At 67.6% G+C, this 16,100-nt stretch carries 17 protein-coding genes and 3 tRNA genes; 10 read left to right on the top strand and 10 right to left on the bottom strand.

Features of this window, described 5'->3' with window-relative positions:
* Window positions 1-432 (top strand): VanZ family protein (locus RWX45_RS08270; protein ID WP_410050700.1); only part of this gene is annotated, 432 nt, incomplete at its 5' end.
* A gap of 220 nt (window positions 433-652) precedes the next feature.
* Here RWX45_RS08270 and RWX45_RS08265 read toward each other — a convergent pair.
* A tRNA-Leu gene (locus tag RWX45_RS08265) sits at window positions 653-739 on the bottom strand.
* A 355-nt stretch (window positions 740-1,094) separates the two neighbouring features.
* On the opposite strand from RWX45_RS08265, the gene RWX45_RS08260 reads away from it, so the two are divergent.
* Genes RWX45_RS08260 through pknB form a run of 7 tightly spaced genes read left to right on the top strand, consistent with a single transcriptional unit; the run spans window position 1,095 to window position 9,665 of the window.
* On the top strand, window positions 1,095-1,799 hold the full coding sequence (locus RWX45_RS08260; RefSeq protein WP_316023249.1) for a DUF3662 and FHA domain-containing protein: 705 nt from the start codon (window positions 1,095-1,097) through the stop codon (window positions 1,797-1,799).
* Window positions 1,796-2,257, top strand: a complete 462-nt coding sequence (locus RWX45_RS08255) for an FHA domain-containing protein (RefSeq protein WP_316023248.1) — start codon at window positions 1,796-1,798, stop codon at window positions 2,255-2,257. Before RWX45_RS08260 ends, RWX45_RS08255 begins: the two co-directional genes overlap by 4 nt.
* On the top strand, window positions 2,254-3,663 hold the full coding sequence (locus tag RWX45_RS08250; protein ID WP_316023247.1) for a PP2C family serine/threonine-protein phosphatase: 1,410 nt from the start codon (window positions 2,254-2,256) through the stop codon (window positions 3,661-3,663). The genes RWX45_RS08255 and RWX45_RS08250 overlap by 4 nt, the downstream gene beginning before the upstream one ends.
* Window positions 3,660-5,147, top strand: a complete 1,488-nt coding sequence (locus RWX45_RS08245) for an FtsW/RodA/SpoVE family cell cycle protein (RefSeq protein WP_316023246.1) — start codon at window positions 3,660-3,662, stop codon at window positions 5,145-5,147. Before RWX45_RS08250 ends, RWX45_RS08245 begins: the two co-directional genes overlap by 4 nt.
* Window positions 5,144-6,637: a penicillin-binding protein 2 gene (locus RWX45_RS08240; RefSeq protein WP_316023245.1), complete on the top strand. Its 1,494-nt coding sequence runs from the start codon at window positions 5,144-5,146 to the stop codon at window positions 6,635-6,637. Before RWX45_RS08245 ends, RWX45_RS08240 begins: the two co-directional genes overlap by 4 nt.
* Window positions 6,634-7,848, top strand: coding sequence for a serine/threonine-protein kinase (locus tag RWX45_RS08235; RefSeq protein WP_316023244.1), 1,215 nt, complete (start codon window positions 6,634-6,636; stop codon window positions 7,846-7,848). Before RWX45_RS08240 ends, RWX45_RS08235 begins: the two co-directional genes overlap by 4 nt.
* On the top strand, window positions 7,845-9,665 hold the full coding sequence (pknB, locus tag RWX45_RS08230) for a Stk1 family PASTA domain-containing Ser/Thr kinase (protein WP_410050699.1): 1,821 nt from the start codon (window positions 7,845-7,847) through the stop codon (window positions 9,663-9,665). The genes RWX45_RS08235 and pknB overlap by 4 nt, the downstream gene beginning before the upstream one ends.
* A 69-nt stretch (window positions 9,666-9,734) precedes the next feature.
* Here the strand turns inward: pknB and RWX45_RS08225 are convergent, their stop codons facing one another.
* The 5 genes from RWX45_RS08225 to RWX45_RS08205 form a co-directional block, all read right to left on the bottom strand.
* A complete protein-coding gene (locus tag RWX45_RS08225) occupies window positions 9,735-9,890 on the bottom strand; it encodes a hypothetical protein (protein WP_316023243.1) in 156 nt (51 codons plus the stop codon).
* Window positions 9,890-10,651, bottom strand: coding sequence for a class E sortase (locus RWX45_RS08220; RefSeq protein ID WP_316023242.1), 762 nt, complete (start codon window positions 10,649-10,651; stop codon window positions 9,890-9,892). The genes RWX45_RS08225 and RWX45_RS08220 overlap by 1 nt, the downstream gene beginning before the upstream one ends.
* Before the next feature lie 10 nt (window positions 10,652-10,661).
* Complete coding sequence (locus RWX45_RS08215) at window positions 10,662-11,006, bottom strand: cell division protein CrgA (protein ID WP_410050698.1); 345 nt, start codon at window positions 11,004-11,006, stop codon at window positions 10,662-10,664.
* Window positions 11,007-11,206: 200 nt separating this feature from the next.
* The gene (locus RWX45_RS08210; RefSeq protein WP_316023241.1) at window positions 11,207-12,067 is read right to left on the bottom strand and encodes an aldo/keto reductase; all 861 of its coding nucleotides are present in this window, start codon (window positions 12,065-12,067) and stop codon (window positions 11,207-11,209) included.
* A gap of 129 nt (window positions 12,068-12,196) precedes the next feature.
* Entirely contained in the window at window positions 12,197-12,763 is a 567-nt protein-coding gene (locus RWX45_RS08205) for a hypothetical protein (protein WP_316023240.1), read from the bottom strand.
* A gap of 159 nt (window positions 12,764-12,922) precedes the next feature.
* Between RWX45_RS08205 and RWX45_RS08200 the strand changes: the two genes are divergently transcribed.
* Entirely contained in the window at window positions 12,923-13,444 is a 522-nt protein-coding gene (locus RWX45_RS08200; protein ID WP_316023251.1) for a peptidylprolyl isomerase, read from the top strand.
* Between the two features lie 137 nt (window positions 13,445-13,581).
* The gene (locus RWX45_RS08195) at window positions 13,582-14,421 is read left to right on the top strand and encodes a rhomboid family intramembrane serine protease (RefSeq protein WP_316023239.1); all 840 of its coding nucleotides are present in this window, start codon (window positions 13,582-13,584) and stop codon (window positions 14,419-14,421) included.
* An 886-nt stretch (window positions 14,422-15,307) separates the two neighbouring features.
* Here RWX45_RS08195 and RWX45_RS08190 read toward each other — a convergent pair.
* The 4 genes from RWX45_RS08190 to RWX45_RS08175 all read right to left on the bottom strand — a co-directional run bounded on the left by RWX45_RS08190 (window position 15,308) and on the right by RWX45_RS08175 (window position 16,050).
* A tRNA-Ala gene (locus RWX45_RS08190) sits at window positions 15,308-15,383 on the bottom strand.
* 3 nt (window positions 15,384-15,386) lie between these two features.
* Window positions 15,387-15,521, bottom strand: coding sequence for a DLW-39 family protein (locus tag RWX45_RS08185; RefSeq protein WP_316023238.1), 135 nt, complete (start codon window positions 15,519-15,521; stop codon window positions 15,387-15,389).
* Between the two features lie 30 nt (window positions 15,522-15,551).
* Window positions 15,552-15,625, bottom strand: a tRNA-Ile gene (locus RWX45_RS08180).
* 50 nt (window positions 15,626-15,675) lie between these two features.
* Window positions 15,676-16,050: a DUF3566 domain-containing protein gene (locus RWX45_RS08175; protein ID WP_316023250.1), complete on the bottom strand. Its 375-nt coding sequence runs from the start codon at window positions 16,048-16,050 to the stop codon at window positions 15,676-15,678.
* Window positions 16,051-16,100: the final 50 nt, after the last annotated feature.

Genomic DNA, 16,100 nt, shown 5'->3' with positions numbered 1-16,100 from the left:
CACCCCTGCCCCGCCGACGACGCACGCGGCAGCCGCGCCATCCGCATCCTCGCCGGCGTCTACTTCGCTGTGGTCGCCGTGGCCGTCCTGTGGCCATCGGGGGCGGACGTGTCCGCTTTCAAAGACGGAATTGGGCCCTGGTTCCTCACCCTGGAGGGCAAGGACATCGTGCTCAACCTGGTCATGCTGACGCCGCTCACCTTCCTGGCTTGCCTGGGATGGCCGCGCGTGCCGTGGTGGGTATGGGCGCTGGCGGGTTGCGCCGTCGGACTGAGCGCCGAGCTGGCGCAGTGGCTCCTGCCCGTGCTCAACCGCCGTCCTTCACTTGCCAATGTCATCCAGAACGGTGTCGGCGCCTGGGTCGGGGCCGCGCTCGCCTACGCGCTGCAGGTGTGGCGCTGGCGGCACTCGGCCGCCACCACGACCCGCTAACGCGCTGACTTCGGGGCGCTCGCCCACACCGTCGACCGGGACTCCGTTCCGTGGTAGCCGGGGTGTGGTCCCGTGGCTGTGCCTTAGCGGTCAGTGCTGGGTTGCGGGTGGGTCTGGCGGTGTGGGGTGAGGTGCAGGCCCGTTGTGGCTGGCTGGTGGCGTCGTGTTACTGGAACCGGCACGACGAAGGCCCGGGTTGCTGGGCAACCCGGGCCTTCCCTGGTGCGCGGGGGGGGACTCGAACCCCCATGATCGCAAGATCACACGGACCTGAACCGTGCGCGTCTACCAATTCCGCCACTCGCGCAATGACGTGGTCCGATGCTAGCGGGTCACAGGCGCCGACGTCCAACCCGTATCGCCATCCACCACCGTGAAACGGCTCACCCACACAGCATCCCACCGCCCTCCCCAGGCACTCATCGGGCTCACTCGCCCGGTCACGATGCGATCGCAACACGGTTGTCGCGCCCGCCTTCACGTAGCGCGCGTCTCACCCGTTACGATGGGACATGGTCACGTCTGGATTCCTGCCCAGATGCTCCGGCCCTTCGGGCAGTCCCAGTATGGTGGCCGGATCAGGACGCGTGCCGGGCAACCGCCCGTCTCGCGGACGACAGCGGCTGCACTACGGTCGCTCCAAGCACACGGGGAGGTAGTCCATGGGTTTCCTGGACAAGTTCGAGAAAGGCGTCGGCAATGTCGCCAATCGTGCCATGTCCCGCTTCTCTGACGACGTCGAGCCCATAGAGATCGCCTCGAAGTTGCGCGAGACGATGGACAAGCGGGCCGCGTCCTTCGCCCGCGACCGCTCCGTGGTGCCCAACGTCTTCCGCATTCATCTCTCCCCCAGCGACATCGAGCGGCTCAACACCTGGGGCATGGACGAGATGGTCCGACAGATGGAGGAAGTGGCCACCTCTCACGCCGGGGAGCAGGGCTATTCCTTCGTTGGCCCGGTTGAGGTCTCCTTCCTCCCCGATGAGACCCTCACTCCGCCGAGCATCGAGATCGACTCCTCCACGCGCCGCGGGGCCGCCGCCCCGGCCGCCGCCGCCACCGCCTCCCCAACGCACCCCATCCTGGACATCGACGGGCAGCGCTATCTGCTCACCGGACCGGTCACCGTTATCGGCCGCGGCAGCGAGGCCGACATCATCGTGGACGACTCCGGCGTCTCCCGTCGGCATCTGGAGATCCGTCTGACCCAGGGGCATGCCATCGCCACCGACCTCGGCTCCACCAACGGCACCTTCGTCGAAGGCCACCGGGTCGACGCCGCAACCCTCCTGGACGGCAACACACTCACGATCGGACGCACCCGGATCATGTTCTGGGACGGCACACAGGGTGAGGCCAACGGGTGAGTGAGCTCGCATTCACCATTGCCCGACTGGGGTTCCTGGTCCTGCTGTGGGTGTTCGTGTTCTTCGTCGTACGCACCCTGCGTCGCGACGTCGCCGATGTTTCTGCCACCGCCCCGGCCCGACGGCGGGGCGGCCGCGACTCCGGCACTCCCACCGGACGCAACCGGGGTCCCACGCGCCTGGTCATCACCGAGGGTCCGCTGGCCGGCTCGATGGTGCCGCTGACGCCGACCTCGATCACCATCGGCCGCGACCAGAACTGCACCTTGGTGCTCAATGACTCCTACGCCTCCTCCCGGCACGCCCGAGTCTTCCCCAAGGACGGGGTGTGGTGGCTGGAGGACCTGTCCTCCACCAATGGGACCACGCTGGCGGGTCGACCCGTGTACGGTGCGGTGGAACTACCTGTCGGAGTGCCGGTCAAGATCGGCCAAACCACCTTGGAGCTGCGCCCATGACCATCTCCTTGCGCTACGCGGCCAGGAGTGACGTCGGGCTGGTTCGCTCCGGAAATCAGGACTCCGGCTACGCCGGCCCGCACCTCATGCTCCTGTGCGACGGGATGGGCGGTCCTGCCGGCGGTGACATCGCCTCCGCTGTCGCCGTCGAGCACCTGGCGCCGCTGGACGCCGACTCCCACCAGGCCGGTGAGCTGCTCGACCTCTTGCGCAATGCCGTCCAGGATGCCCACAGCGACCTGGCCTCCCTATCCAACGACAACCCCGACCTGGCGGGGCTGGGCACCACCTGCATTGCGGTCATGCGCAGCGGCAACAAGCTCGCCATGGTTCACGTCGGCGATTCTCGCGCCTATCTGCTGCGCGACGGGGAGCTGACCCAGGTCACCACCGACCACACCTTCGTCGAGTACCTGGTCGAGACCGGCAGGCTGACCCGCGACCAGGCACGCCGCCACCCGCAACGCTCCGTGCTGCTGCGCGTGCTCGGCGACGCCGAAGGCGAAGTCCAGCTGGACGAGTCCATTCGTGAGGCGGTGCCCGGGGACCGCTGGCTGCTGTGCTCCGACGGGCTCAGCGGACCCGTCTCCGCCGAGACCATCGCCGAGGTCCTCGCCACCGTGGACGATCCCGGCCAGGCCGGCGACCAGCTCATTGACCTTGCGCTGCGCGCCGGCGGCCCCGACAACATCACCGTGGTCGTGTTCGACGTCGTCGAGGACGCCCCCCAGCCGCAAACCGACACACAGATCGTCGGCTCGGCCGCCAACCGGCGTGCTCGCCTCGCGCAGGCGGCCACCGGGAAGCAATCCCCGCCCTCACCCACCTCACCCGAGTCGGCGGAGGCGACGACGCCGGCCGCTAAGGCCGCCGCCCTGGTCGCCGGCCTGGAGCCCGAACCGGATCCCGTCGAAACCGCCGAAGAAAAGGCCGTTGCTGCCCAGGCGCGCTCTCAACTGGCCAGCCGCCGCAAACACCGGCTGCGCTCGACCATCGCCTCACTCGTCCTGGTGCTGGCTCTCCTCGGCGCCGGCGTGCTCGGGTATGAGTGGACGCAGTCGCAGTACTACGTGACCACCCTCAACAACCAGATCGTCATCTACCAGGGCATCCCACAGGCCATCGGCCCGCTCTCCCTCAGCCATGTGGTGCAGACCTACACCGAGCCCACCGCCGATGAGCTCAATGCGCAAATCCTCGCCAAGCTGGAGCGCACGGTGCAGCAGCCGTCACTCAGTGCGGCACGTGCCTACGTGCGCACCACGGTGATGGACAACCTGGCACAGCCCCCCGAGGCCTCGGCGGAGCCCTCCCCGACGGCCACACCAACCGGAACGCCGACGGCGCAGGCCACCCAGACCCCGACGCCCTCCGCCACCGCTACGCGGCGAGGACCGGCGACATGACCCGTCCTGCGGCGATCCCGGCCACCTCTGCGCCGGCGTCCCGGCACACGGGCCGCTGGGCCGAGGCCGGCCTGCTTCTCGTCGCCCTGGTCATCGGCCTGGCGGCCTTCGTGCTCACAGCCATCAACCGCACGGGAAGCTCGCCGGCACGCGCCCTTCAGCTCGCCGTCGCGCTTGCGGCCGTATGCATCGTGGTTCACCTGTGGGTGCGCCGCACCGCCCCCTGGGCGGATCCGGTGCTGCTGCCGACGGCGGTGGCCCTCAACGGCATCGGCCTGGCCATGATTCACCGTCTGGACATGTCCTATGAGCGGGCCGGGCAGACCCACGACTACGGCCTCAAGCAGGCGGTATGGACGGGGCTGGGAGTGGTGCTGTTCTGCCTGGTGTTGCTGGTGCGCGACCACCGGCTCCTGCGCCGCTGGGATACCTGGGCCATGTGGTTGGGTCTGGGCTTCCTGGTGCTGCCGTTCGTACCCGGGCTGGGCACAGAGGTCAACGGCGCCCGCATTTGGATTCATGTGGGCCCCATGTCATTCCAGCCGGCGGAGTTGACCAAGGTGTTCCTGGCCATCTTCTTCGCCTCCTACCTGGTGTCCAACCGCGACAACCTCGCCCTGGCGGGCAGACGGGTGTTGGGGTTGAACCTGCCCCGCGCCCGCCACCTCGCCCCCCTGCTGGTGGTGTGGGGAGTAAGCATCGTCGTGCTCGTCCTCCAACGCGACTTGGGCTCCTCGGTCCTGCTGTTCGGCCTGTTCGTCGTCACCCTGTACGTGGCCACCGACCGCCCTGGCTGGCTGGTCATCGGTGCCCTGTTGTTCCTGCCGGCTGCCTGGTTCGCCGCCACCCACCTCAACCACGTCCAGCAGCGCATCACCGCCTGGCTGCACGCCATGGATCCCGCCGTCTACGAGATGCCCGGCGGCTCCTGGCAGTTGGTGACCGGCCTGTTCGGCATGGCCTACGGCGGCATGCTTGGTACCGGCTGGGGCGAGGGCTACCCGAACCTCACCACCTTCGCCAACTCTGACTTCATCGTCGCCTCTCTGGGCGAGGAGCTGGGGCTCACGGGCACCCTCGCCATCCTCATGCTCTACTTGATCCTGGTACAGCGCGGCCTGCGCACCGCGCTGGCGCTGCGTGACGGCTTCGGCAAGCTTTTGGCGGTAGCACTGTCGTTCACCATCGCCCTGCAGGTGTTCGTCGTCGTCGGCGGGGTGACTCGGCTGATTCCGCTCACGGGCCTGACCACCCCGTTCCTCGCCTACGGCGGCTCCTCCCTCATCGCCAACTGGATCATCCTGGCACTGTTGGTACGCCTGTCCGACGCCGCCCGCCGCCCAGCCGCAGCGGCACCGCGCATCATCGATACCGCCGAGCTGCCCACCTCACTGCGCAAGCGGGTACAGGACGCCCACACCGACGACGCCGCCCCGCCCACCTTCGCACCCGGCCCGCCAACACCCGAGGAGGACCGCGAATGAACCGGCAGATCCGGCAAGTCATTGTCCTCGTCGTGGTCATGGTGCTGGCGCTGGCGGCATCGCTCACGAGCGTGCAGGGCCTGGCCCGTCCGGCCCTGTGGGAGTCGTCCTCCTCCCAAGGCACGCTCATCACGGACTCGCGCAACTCGCGCATGGTCTACGCCCAGTTCGGCACCGAACGCGGTCAGATTCTGGCCGGTGACACCGTCCTCGCCGACTCGGTCGCCTCGGACGACGCCTACACCTACCAGCGCACCTATCCGGAGGGGCAGCTGTACGCCCCGCTCACCGGCTACTTCTCCACCGCCTTCTCCTCCATGACCGGTCTGGAACTCGCCGCCAACTCGGTGCTCAACGGCGAGGACCCCTCCCTGTTCTCCAGCCGCATCAAAGCCCTCATCACCGGTGAGAGCCAGCAGGGCGGCGCCATCAAGCTCACCATCGACCCGCAGGTGCAGCAGGCAGCCTGGGACGCACTGGGTGGCCGCCAGGGCAGCGTCGTCGCCTTGGACCCCTCCACCGGAGCGATCCTGGCCATGGTCTCCTCCCCCTCCTACGACCCCAACCAGATCGCCTCCCACGACTCCTCCACCGCCCAGGCCGCCTGGGATGCGCTGAATGCAGACGGCACCAAGCCGCTGGTCAATCGGGCCATTGGCGGTGACCTGTACGCGCCGGGCTCCACCTTCAAGATCCTCACCATGGCAGCGGCCCTGCGCACCGGTACGGCCAACACCGACACCGAGGTGGACGCACCCGACACCCTCACGCTGCCCGGCACCAGCCATTCGCTGTCGAACTACGCGGGCGAATCCTGCGGCAATGGCCGCGTCACCCTTGCCTACGCCTTCGCCGAGTCCTGCAACACTCCCTTCGCCCAACTCGCCATGGACGTGGGCGACACCGAGCTGGCCACCGAGGCCACCAACTGGGGCTTCGGCGAGAGCCTGGAGATTCCGCTGGCGGTGACCGCCTCCACCTATCCGGCCAACGACTCGCAGGCACAGACCGCCATGGCCGGCATCGGGCAGGCCTCGGTGCGGGTGACGCCGCTCATGATGGCCTCCGTCGCGGCGACGATCGCCAACGACGGCAAGCAGATGACCCCCTACCTGGTCGCCCAGACGCTCGACTCCGACCTGTCCGTCGTCTCCACCACCACCCCCTCCGTGGCGCGCACCCCCATCGACTCCAGCATCGCCCAGACCCTGTCCGAGCTCATGCAGCAGGCAGTCACCGACGGCACCGGCACCACCGCGCAGGTGGCCGGGGTGACGGTGGCGGGCAAAACCGGCACCGCCGAGACCGGCTCGGCCGACGGCGGCCCGATCACCTGGTTCGTCGGCTTCGCCGGCACCGACATCGCCGAGCCCACGGTCGCCCTCGCCGTCGTCCTCGACGGCGGCGAGCAGACGGCCACCACCGGCACCGGCGGCTCCGTGGCGGGCCCCATCGCGGCCTCCGTCATTGACGCGGCGGTGGATCAGTGAAACCCGAGGTCGGTCTTGAGCTGCAAGGCCGCTATCAGCTCGTCGAACGCATCGCCCTGGGAGGTATGGGCGAGGTGTGGCGCGCTACCGACCTGCGTTCGGGCCGGGCGGTGGCGGCAAAGATCCTGCGCCCCGAACTGGCCGGAGATGAAATCTTCCTGTCACGGCTTCGCGCCGAGGCCGCCAACTCGCGGGGGCTGCGCCACCCCAATCTCGCCGTCGTCCTCGACTCCGGCGAGCAGCGCGGCTCCGGCTGGATCATTATGGAGCTCGTCCAGGGCCGCGCCCTGTCCGACATCCTCGCCGAGCGGGGCACGCTGCCGCCGGAGGAGATCCTGCCCATCCTGGCGCAGGTGGCCCGCGCCTTGCAGGTCGTGCATGACTCCGGCGTCGTGCACCGCGACGTCAAGCCCTCCAATATCCTCATCAACCGCGAGGGATTGGCCAAGCTCACCGATTTCGGCATCTCCATGGGCGTCAATCAGCGCCCCATGACCGCCACCGGCATGGTCATGGGGACGGCGCAGTACCTGGCCCCGGAACAGGCCATGGGCAACATGGCCACCCCCTCGGGCGACCTGTACGCCCTGGGGATCATCGCCTACGAGGCGCTTGCCGGCAAACGACCATTCACCGGCTCCACCCAGGTGGATATCGCCTTCGCCCATGTCAACGAGCCGGTGCCACCGCTGCCGGAGCACCTGCCGGACGAGGTGCGCGAGGTGGTCATGGAGCTGCTGGCCAAGAAGCCGGCCGAGCGCCCCCGGTCGGCGCGCGAGCTGGCACGACGCCTGGACCGGATCGTGGTCAATTTACCGGCGGATTCCTGGGATCCCCGCGAATCTCCCGCCTGGACGGCGACCGGCCGCAGTGACGAGGCGCCGTCGGCCCCGTCCGCACCATCCCAGGCCACGCACCCGAGCACGCCAGGGGCGAAGGCACTGGCCGCGGCCCGCTCCACCACACGTACGATCCCAGCGGTTACCCCCACCGAGGCCGCCGCGCCCCATCCCCGCACCGCACCGGCGTCGACCCGGCACGCCTCCGGCCGCGAGCGCTTCGGGCTACGAGCCGGCACCATCCGGATCGTGGTTGTCATCCTCATCGTGCTCGTGCTGCTGGTGACGACAGGTACCCTTGCTTCAGCGCACCCGGGCGCCTCACGTGATCATGCGGTCGTGTCCATCACCTCTTCGAAGGAGGCACTGTGACGATTCAGTCCCCTCAGCAGATGCTTGCCGGCCGTTACGAGCTCCGCGAGCTCATCGGCCGCGGTGGTATGGCCGAGGTCCACCTCGGCTACGACACCCGCCTGAGCCGGATCGTCGCCATCAAGCTGTTGCGCTCAGACATCGCCGGAGACCCCACCTTCCAGGCGCGTTTCCGCCGTGAGGCACAGTCGGCGGCAGCGCTCAACCATCCCTCAATCGTGGCCGTGTACGACTCCGGTGAGGAAGAGCTCACCCAGCCTGACGGCTCGAAGCGGATCGTCCCCTTCATCGTCATGGAGTACGTCGAGGGCCACACCGTGCGCGAGCTGCTCGGCGAAGGCGAGGCGGTTCCCATTTCCGAAGCCGTCGAGATCACCACCGGTGTGCTCGACGCTCTGGAGTACTCCCACCGCGCCGGCATCGTGCATCGCGATATCAAGCCCGGGAACATCATGCTCACGCAGGCCGGCGCCGTGAAGGTCATGGACTTCGGTATTGCGCGCGCCGTCGAGGACTCCGCTGCCACCGTCACCCAGACACACGCCGTCGTCGGCACCGCCCAGTACTTGTCCCCCGAGCAGGCGCGCGGTGAAGTGGTTGATGCCCGCTCCGACCTGTACTCCACCGGCTGCCTGCTCTACGAGCTGCTCACCGGCCAGCCGCCCTTCACCGGCGACTCCGCGGTGGCCATCGCCTACCAGCACGTGCGGGAGATTCCCAAGGCCCCCTCCTCCCTGGCGGCGGACATTCCCGACTCTCTTGACCGCGTGGTGCTCAAGGCCCTCGCTAAGAACCGCGATGACCGCTACCAGGATGCCGCGCACATGCGCACGGACCTGCTCGCCGCCGCCCGCGGACTGGACGTGGCCGCACCCGCTACCGACACCTGGGCAGCTACCTCCGTCATGGGTCCCGAGCCCACCGCCGCCGCAGCACCCTCCCCCGAGGAGGAGCAGTCTGCGGAGGAAGAGGAGGAGCAGCCGCGGCGCCGCTGGTGGGTGTGGGTGCTGGGGCTCCTCGCCCTCATCCTCTTGGGCACGCTGCTGGGTCTGCTTGCATCGGGACGAATCGGCGGCGACAACCCGGAGCCCACCCCCTCACCGACCGTCACCGCGGTGGCCGTGCCGGACGTGTCCGGCATGAGCGAGACCGACGCGCAAGACACCATTGAAGGCCTCGGCCTGGTCTACGCCCGGGGCGACGACGTCAACTCCGACACCATTGATTCCGGCCTGGCGGTCTCCTCCGACCCGGGCGAAGGCACCTCCGTGGTGCTGGGATCGACCGTCACCGTGCACTTCTCCTCCGGCTCGGCCATGGTCGACGTACCCGACGTCACCGGCAAGTCGCAGGCAGACGCCCGCACCGCCATCACCGACGCCGGACTCACGGTCGGTGATGTCACCACCGAGGACTCCGCCGACGTCGCCTCCGGCACGGTCATCCGCACCGACCCGGTGGCCGGCACCTCCGTGGAACGCGGCTCGTCGGTGTCCCTCGTGGTCTCCTCGGGGAAGACGACGGTGCCGAGCGTCATCGGCATGTCCCAGGAGGACGCCCAGTCCGCCATCGCGGCGGCGGGCCTGACCTACAACAGCTCCACGGTGGAGGAGACCACGGACGACGAGAGTCTTAGCGACCAGTACATCGTCACCGCGGTGGACCCGAGCGAGGGTTCCAGCGTGGACGCCGACTCCTCGGTCACGCTCACCATCACGCACTACACCTACCAGGCACCCGCCACGGCCACCCCGGAACCGCAGCCGACCATGACGCAAAGCCTGGCCCCATTCAGCGAAGGCGACGGGGGAGAATAGTCGGGGCCGACCGTCACCGGCCGCTCCGGGCACTCGCGGCCGGGGTCCGGTCCCATCCGCGCAGATGGTTCAGACGGTGGCCTCGCCGGATAGGTTCCACAAGTCGTTAGCCCAGGGGAAGACCACCTCGAACAGAAGCAGGACCACGCCGGCCACGAGCACGAGGGCCTCGATGAGCTTGAGCCAGGTGGGGCCGGGCAGGTGGCGCCATATCCATCCGTACATCAGTTGACCCCCTCGTCGCTGAGCACCGAGGCCGGGCGCCCCTCTGCGCGTTCCATCCAGTAGGCGAACTTGGCGTGGGTGATCCACCGGTGATCGTTGCCCCATTCGCCGACGCTCAAGGAATGGCATGTAGTCATGGTCAGCATGCGTTCGGTCGGGGCGGCGCCGGGATCGTCCGGCACGGGTGCAATGACGTCAACGTCGGTGGGTTCGACGATCTTGTGCCCGGTCACTGTGTACACGTACCAGGTGTCCCTAGTCGCGACAATGATCTCGTCGCCCTCCTCCAGCAGGTCGATGCGCCGGAAGGAGTTGCCGTTGGTGCGGCGGTGCCCGGCGATGGCGAAATTGCCAAGCTGTCCCAGCTGCTGGGTGTCCGGGTAGTGGCCGGCCGCGGCCTGGTCGAGTACGTCGGCCCCAATGCCTTCCAGGATCGGCATGTTGTTGTTGGTCACGCCATACCACTTGGGCACGACGAGCATGCCGATGACTTCCCCGTAGTTGACGGGCGTCATTTCCGGGGGATCGTCGTAGTGTCTGGTTCCCTCAACATTGGGGGATTCGACCTGGGTGTCGGTGAAGTCGGAAGCGATGGCTTGCGCCTTGGCGTTCGCGTCCAGGCCGGTCCACCACAACTGCCACACGAGGAAGAGTGCGACCACGAGGCCGGCGGTGATGAGCAGCTCGCCGACCCCGAACAGGACGGAGTCAAGGACGCGCCTGCGCCGTCGAGGCCGCGTCACGCGATGCCTGGCCGCCATCGTTCTTCTCCTACTTCCAGCGCAGCAGCCCCAGGAAGCCGATGAGCATAATCGCAAAACCGAGGTAGAGGTTGCCGTTGACCAGCCAGTCGCTGGCGTGGTGGTCGACGAAGTAGGGCAGCGGGTAGGCGCCCTTGAACAGATAAGTGACAACCACCCAGAGCAGGCCGACTACCAGCAGCGTCACCATCAGCGGTGCGTACCAGCGGGGCGAACCCGTTTCCTTCACCTTGCGGGGCACGCGGGAGACTCGGTTGGCGGCCGCGCGCGACTCCTCTATGCGGGCCCGCTCTGCGGCGGCGCGTTTGGCTGGATTACCCGAACGTTCCAGTTTGGCTTTCTTCGTCTCGGCCACTCGCATCTCCTCACTCATCACCGGGCAACGTCAAGGGCCCGCGACTTGGTCCCTGCCGGGCCCTAGCCTAGATGATGGACTGCGACGAAGGCAGCGGGACGAGCCGCCCCCACCGAGACCGGCACATGTGACGTGCCCAAACCGGTCGATATAGCGGCAAGGCTGCCCGCAGCGGCGACGCGCTGCCGCCCGGATGCAGATCAGACCTGGACCTGGTCCGGGTGTGAACCGGTCCGCATGCCGCGGTCCAGCGCGTCGATGGCGTACATCTGCTCCTGGCTCAACTCGAAGCCGAAGACATCAGCATTGATGCGCATGCGGTCGGCATGCGTCGTCTTGGGGAAGAGGACGAGGCCGTGTTGCAGGTGCCAGCGGATGATGACTTGCGCAGGGGTGACATCCAACTCCGTGGCCAGGCGGAGCAGCTCGGGATCCTCCAGCAGGCGGCCACGGCCCAGGGGCGACCACGACTCGGTGACGATACCGAGCTCCTCGTTGAGCGCACGCAGGTCCTGCTGAATGAGGTAGGGGTGCAGTTCGATCTGGTTGACGGCGGGGGTCACGCCGGTGGCGTCAATGATCGTGCGCAGGTGCTCGGGTTGGTAGTTGGACACCCCAATGGCACGCACGCGTCCGGAGTCGAGGATCTCAATCATGGTGCGCCAGGTGTCGACCAGGTCGATGCCTTCGGACGCGGCCAGTGGCCAGTGCACGAGGAACAGGTCGAGGACCTCCAACTGCAGGTCCCGCATGGTGGCGTCGAAGCTGCGCAGGGCATCATCCCGGCGGTGGTTGGGGTTGTTGAGCTTGGAGGTGACCCACAATTGCTCCCGGGGAATCCCGGCGGATGCCAGGGCCCGACCGACGCCGGCTTCATTGCCGTACATCTGGGCCGTGTCGATATGCCGGTAACCAATCTCCAGAGCCTGGGTGACGGCACGCTCGGCGTCGGCCTCGGAAATCTTGTACGTGCCGAACCCGAGTTGCGGGATCGCGACGGGCCCGGACTTGCTCACGCCCTGACGAAGAGGAAGGACCGGAGACGGGATGGCAGTGCTCATGGGCACAGCCTAGTGAGGAGCACGTGGGCAACGCCACACTTGCGTTGAAGGCGGCAGTTCGCGGGCGTGAGCAACAGCCAGGCGTCCTCCCGCCTGCGGCGGGAGGACGCCTCTGCCTGTGCTGCGTAGTTACTCCGCAGCCGGAGCTTCGGGCTCGGCCGGAGCGTCAACCGGGGCAGCGGGCGCCTCGGAGACGGCGGGTTCATCGGTGGAGTCGGCCCAGTACTCCTCGGCCCACGGATCCTCCACCGGCTGGCTGCGGCGCCAGATCACATAGGCGGCGCCTGCCGCGCATCCGGCGACGGCGATCCAGCAGAAAGTCTTGAGGACGGGGTGCTTCTTCTTCACTGATACCTCCGGGGTCAGTGCCGCCTGCTTGGCGGCGACGGCGGCGCGCTGGGCTCGCTCGGTCAGCGTGCCCTCGGTGTTGATGGCCTCTTGGGCGGCGACGGCGGCGCGCTGGGCGGCTGGGACATACTCCTCAATCACCCGCGTACGTGCCTGGTCAACCACGGGCTGAGCACGCAGCTGCGCCTCCTTAGCGGCCTTGATGAACTCCTCACGCGCCCGGTTGACACGAGGCGCTGCCCACCCGGCGGCGCGCCCGGCCTGGGCCGCGACAGCGTCCACAAGCGAGGCAGCCTCCAGGCGGGCCTGATCGAGGTCGATCTTCTTGTCGAGGATATTGCTGGCCATGTCGGTCTCCCTGCTCGGAACGATGAGTTGTTCACCTCAATGGTGGCACTGTAACGCAGCTCGCACACACCAACCTGGGTACCGTTCTGCCTGGGGTGAACACCGGGTCCCGGGATCAGCTCGCTTACACGTGCGACGATGACGATCATGGAAGCGACTATTGAAGCGACACTGCACACCACCCTTGGCGACATTCGTCTCGAGCTCTTCCCCAACCAGGCTCCGGAGACCGTCTCCAACTTCGTCGGGCTGGCCACCGGCGAGAAGACCTGGACCGATCCGCGCACGGGAGAGCAGTCCAACGCCCCGCTGTACGAGGGCGTTATCTTCCACCGGGTCATCCCGGGATTCATGATTCAGGGCGGCGACCCGCTGGGAACCGGCACCGGCGGTCCCGGCTATGTCTTCGACGACGAGATCGACCCTTCCCTGACCTTCGCCGCCCCCTATGTGCTGGCCATGGCCAACGCCGGCCGGCGCCTGGGCAAGGGCACGAACGGCTCACAGTTCTTCATCACCACCGCCCCCACCGAGTGGCTGCAGGGCAAGCACACCATCTTCGGAGCCGTCGCCGACGACGCCTCCCGCAAGGTCGTTGACGCCATCTCCGCGGTATCCACCGACCCGCGCGACCGTCCGCTGGACGATGTCGTCATCACGTCGGTGACCATCCAGAAGTGACTTCATTCCGACGGCCGTAGCCCCCGTGGCCTTCGGCGGCCGTCGAGCCGCATGCACATATGCGTACGACGCCGCCGGCCCCGCTCTCCGGCGGCGTCGTTGTGCGCACCCAGCCGTCACCATCACAGGAGCAGTCCATGACCCAGCCCAACCCGCAAACCGGCCCGGCCCCCGTCTGCCCGCGCCACCCGGACCGCGTGGCTTATGTGCGATGCCAGCGTTGCAACCGCCCGGTATGTCCGGAATGTCAGGTTCCCAGCGCCGTCGGGATCCACTGTGTGGACTGTACGCGGCAGACACGTACCACCCGCCGGGGAGTGCGCACGGTGCTGGGCGGCACCGTGGTAGCCGACGCGCTGGCAACCAAGATCCTCATCGGCGTCTGCGTCGTCGTCTACGTGCTACAGATGGTCTATCCAGCCATCACCGGCTGGTTCGACTTCGTGCCGGCACTGGCCGCCGAACAACCGTGGCGCTTCTTGTCGACCGCGTTCCTGCACGGCTCGCTCATGCACCTGGCCTTCAACATGTGGGCGCTGTGGGTGCTGGGTAACTCGCTGGAGCCGATCCTGGGGCGTTGGCGATTCATGGCACTGACCGTGCTCAGTGCTCTTGGTGGCTCGACGGCGATCTACTGGCTCGCCACGCCGACCTCGTTGCCCTCCTGGTATGGCGGGACCGTGGGCGCCTCCGGCGCTATCTTCGGCCTGTTCGCCGCCATCTTCGTCATTCAGCGCCGATTCGGCCGAGATACGTCGGCCATTGTGGGCCTGCTGGTCATCAACCTGGTCATCTCCGTGGTCGGGGCGAATATCTCCTGGCAGGGTCACCTGGGCGGACTCATCACCGGCGCCTTGGTGGCGGCCGTCTACGCCCTGGCACCGCGTGAGAAACGCACCGTCGTGGGCGTGTGGGGGACGGTGGGCGTCACCGTGCTGCTCGTCGGCCTGGCCGTCCTGCGTGCGGCCTCGGTTTAGGCGGTTCCCAGAGCTCCTCCCAGTGGGCGCGGGGGCGTGGGGACCGCCGTGTGTCACCCGACCAGACAGTCGCGCGGCTGGATGCCATCCCAGGAGCCGTTGTCCCCGGGAGCGTTCGCGGTTGTGGATTCTGGGGAAACACATTCCTGTCATTCCTCCACACCTGTGGACACACCTGGGGAAACACATCGATGTGGTTCTCCACAGGCTTACGCACAGCTGGGGATCGCTAGCGATCTCCGTGCGCCTGCGTCGGACTACGGCTGACCCACACCATGGGGATAACCCCCACCCTCTCTTCACCGAAGCCGGCACTAATGACGTGCCGAAACCAGCACAAATGACGTAGCGCGGCCGGTCCCGGGAGGTGACGGCACGCGGGCGCACGGGCTCCCCCTGGAACCGGCACCAACAGGAAGAGCGACGGGAAGCCAGGACGCGAGTTAGACGTCGAGCACGCCCTATAGGCTCCGAGCACGCCCGCCTGGGGCGCTTTCTCACGGGCCTCCCCGCGTCACGGGCAGCCAACCCGCGTGCTCACCGGGCAGTGCACCGGCCGCCGCTGGCGCTTGACAGACTCCGCGGCGGCAGCCGGGCGTGAGCCGGTTGGGCATGACAGATAACTCCCCGAACGAGCCCCGTCCCTCACACCCCGACGGCAGCATCGCGGCACACACCCCACCGCGGGGGGCGGGCCGGGTGAATACTTCGGGCGGTTGGTAGGACGCCGCCACCTCTCTACGAGACGCACCCCCCGGGCGACGCCCTCAGCAACTTCGCTCGGTTTCGGCACGTCATTAGTGCCGGTTTCGGTGAAGGGGTGGGCGGCCGTAATCGCCAGGTACAGACACTTCAGGCTCGGTCACGCCGATCGATATCGGCGATGTGGTGGAGCCAACGGGACTCGAACCCGTAACCCCCTGCTTGCAAAGCAGGTGCGCTACCAATTGCGCCATGGCCCCCGGTCAGTCGACGGGGTCGGTGACCTCCGCCCAGGCGGCTCGCTCGGCCCGGGATGCCTCCAGCTTGAGCCAGGCGGCGTATCCGACGGTCCCGAGGAACGACAAAACCGCGGCGAAAACGAGCGTCCGGCTCTTCATACAAGCCTCCTGGAGTTCCACCGCGGGCGGTGGGCCTAGCTGGACTTGAACCAGCGACCTCATCCTTATCAGGGATGCGCTCTAACCAACTGAGCTATAGGCCCGGGCAACGCGGAAGAGACTAGCCCACAAAGTCGCCAGTCGCCAAATGCGATCACTCGTCCGCGAGTGTGAGATGAACCCCACCGACGAGCGTGGCGGTGATGTTGTACAGGAAGGCGCCGATCGTCGCCAACGCGGTCGACAGGATGATGTTGACGACGGCGATGACGGTGGCCATCGAGATGGCGCGGGAGAACTTCATGTACTCGATCAGTGCCGAGTAGGCGTTGTTCTCCGAGTCCATGACGGTTCCCACCAAGTCCTGAATGGTGGAGAACACATGCATGGCGTCCAGCATGAACCACACGAAGGCAGCGGCGACCACCATCATGATGCCGGCAGCCACACTCAGCAGGAAGGCCGCCTTCATCACCGACCACGGGTCGATACGGGTCAAGGCGAGCCGCACCCGACGCGGACCGACAATGGTCTTCTTCGGGCTCTCCTTGGGTGTGGCGGGGGCGGCCGGCTCGGGCG

The sequence above is a fragment of the Actinomyces sp. MRS3W genome, assembly GCF_032465695.1.
In the GTDB taxonomy this organism is placed as follows: domain Bacteria; phylum Actinomycetota; class Actinomycetes; order Actinomycetales; family Actinomycetaceae; genus Actinomyces.
This window is presented reverse-complemented; position numbering and strand designations above follow the sequence as displayed.

Coding starts and splice junctions, on each gene's coding strand:
- RWX45_RS08260 (WP_316023249.1), top strand. CDS start 1,095: ATGGGTTTCCTGGACAAGTTCGAGAAAGGCGTCGGCAATGTCGCCAAT.
- RWX45_RS08250 (WP_316023247.1), top strand. CDS start 2,254: ATGACCATCTCCTTGCGCTACGCGGCCAGGAGTGACGTCGGGCTGGTT.
- RWX45_RS08245 (WP_316023246.1), top strand. CDS start 3,660: ATGACCCGTCCTGCGGCGATCCCGGCCACCTCTGCGCCGGCGTCCCGG.
- RWX45_RS08240 (WP_316023245.1), top strand. CDS start 5,144: ATGAACCGGCAGATCCGGCAAGTCATTGTCCTCGTCGTGGTCATGGTG.
- RWX45_RS08225 (WP_316023243.1), bottom strand. CDS start 9,890: ATGTACGGATGGATATGGCGCCACCTGCCCGGCCCCACCTGGCTCAAG.
- RWX45_RS08220 (WP_316023242.1), bottom strand. CDS start 10,651: ATGGCGGCCAGGCATCGCGTGACGCGGCCTCGACGGCGCAGGCGCGTC.
- RWX45_RS08210 (WP_316023241.1), bottom strand. CDS start 12,067: ATGAGCACTGCCATCCCGTCTCCGGTCCTTCCTCTTCGTCAGGGCGTG.
- RWX45_RS08205 (WP_316023240.1), bottom strand. CDS start 12,763: ATGGCCAGCAATATCCTCGACAAGAAGATCGACCTCGATCAGGCCCGC.
- RWX45_RS08195 (WP_316023239.1), top strand. CDS start 13,582: ATGACCCAGCCCAACCCGCAAACCGGCCCGGCCCCCGTCTGCCCGCGC.
- RWX45_RS08185 (WP_316023238.1), bottom strand. CDS start 15,521: ATGAAGAGCCGGACGCTCGTTTTCGCCGCGGTTTTGTCGTTCCTCGGG.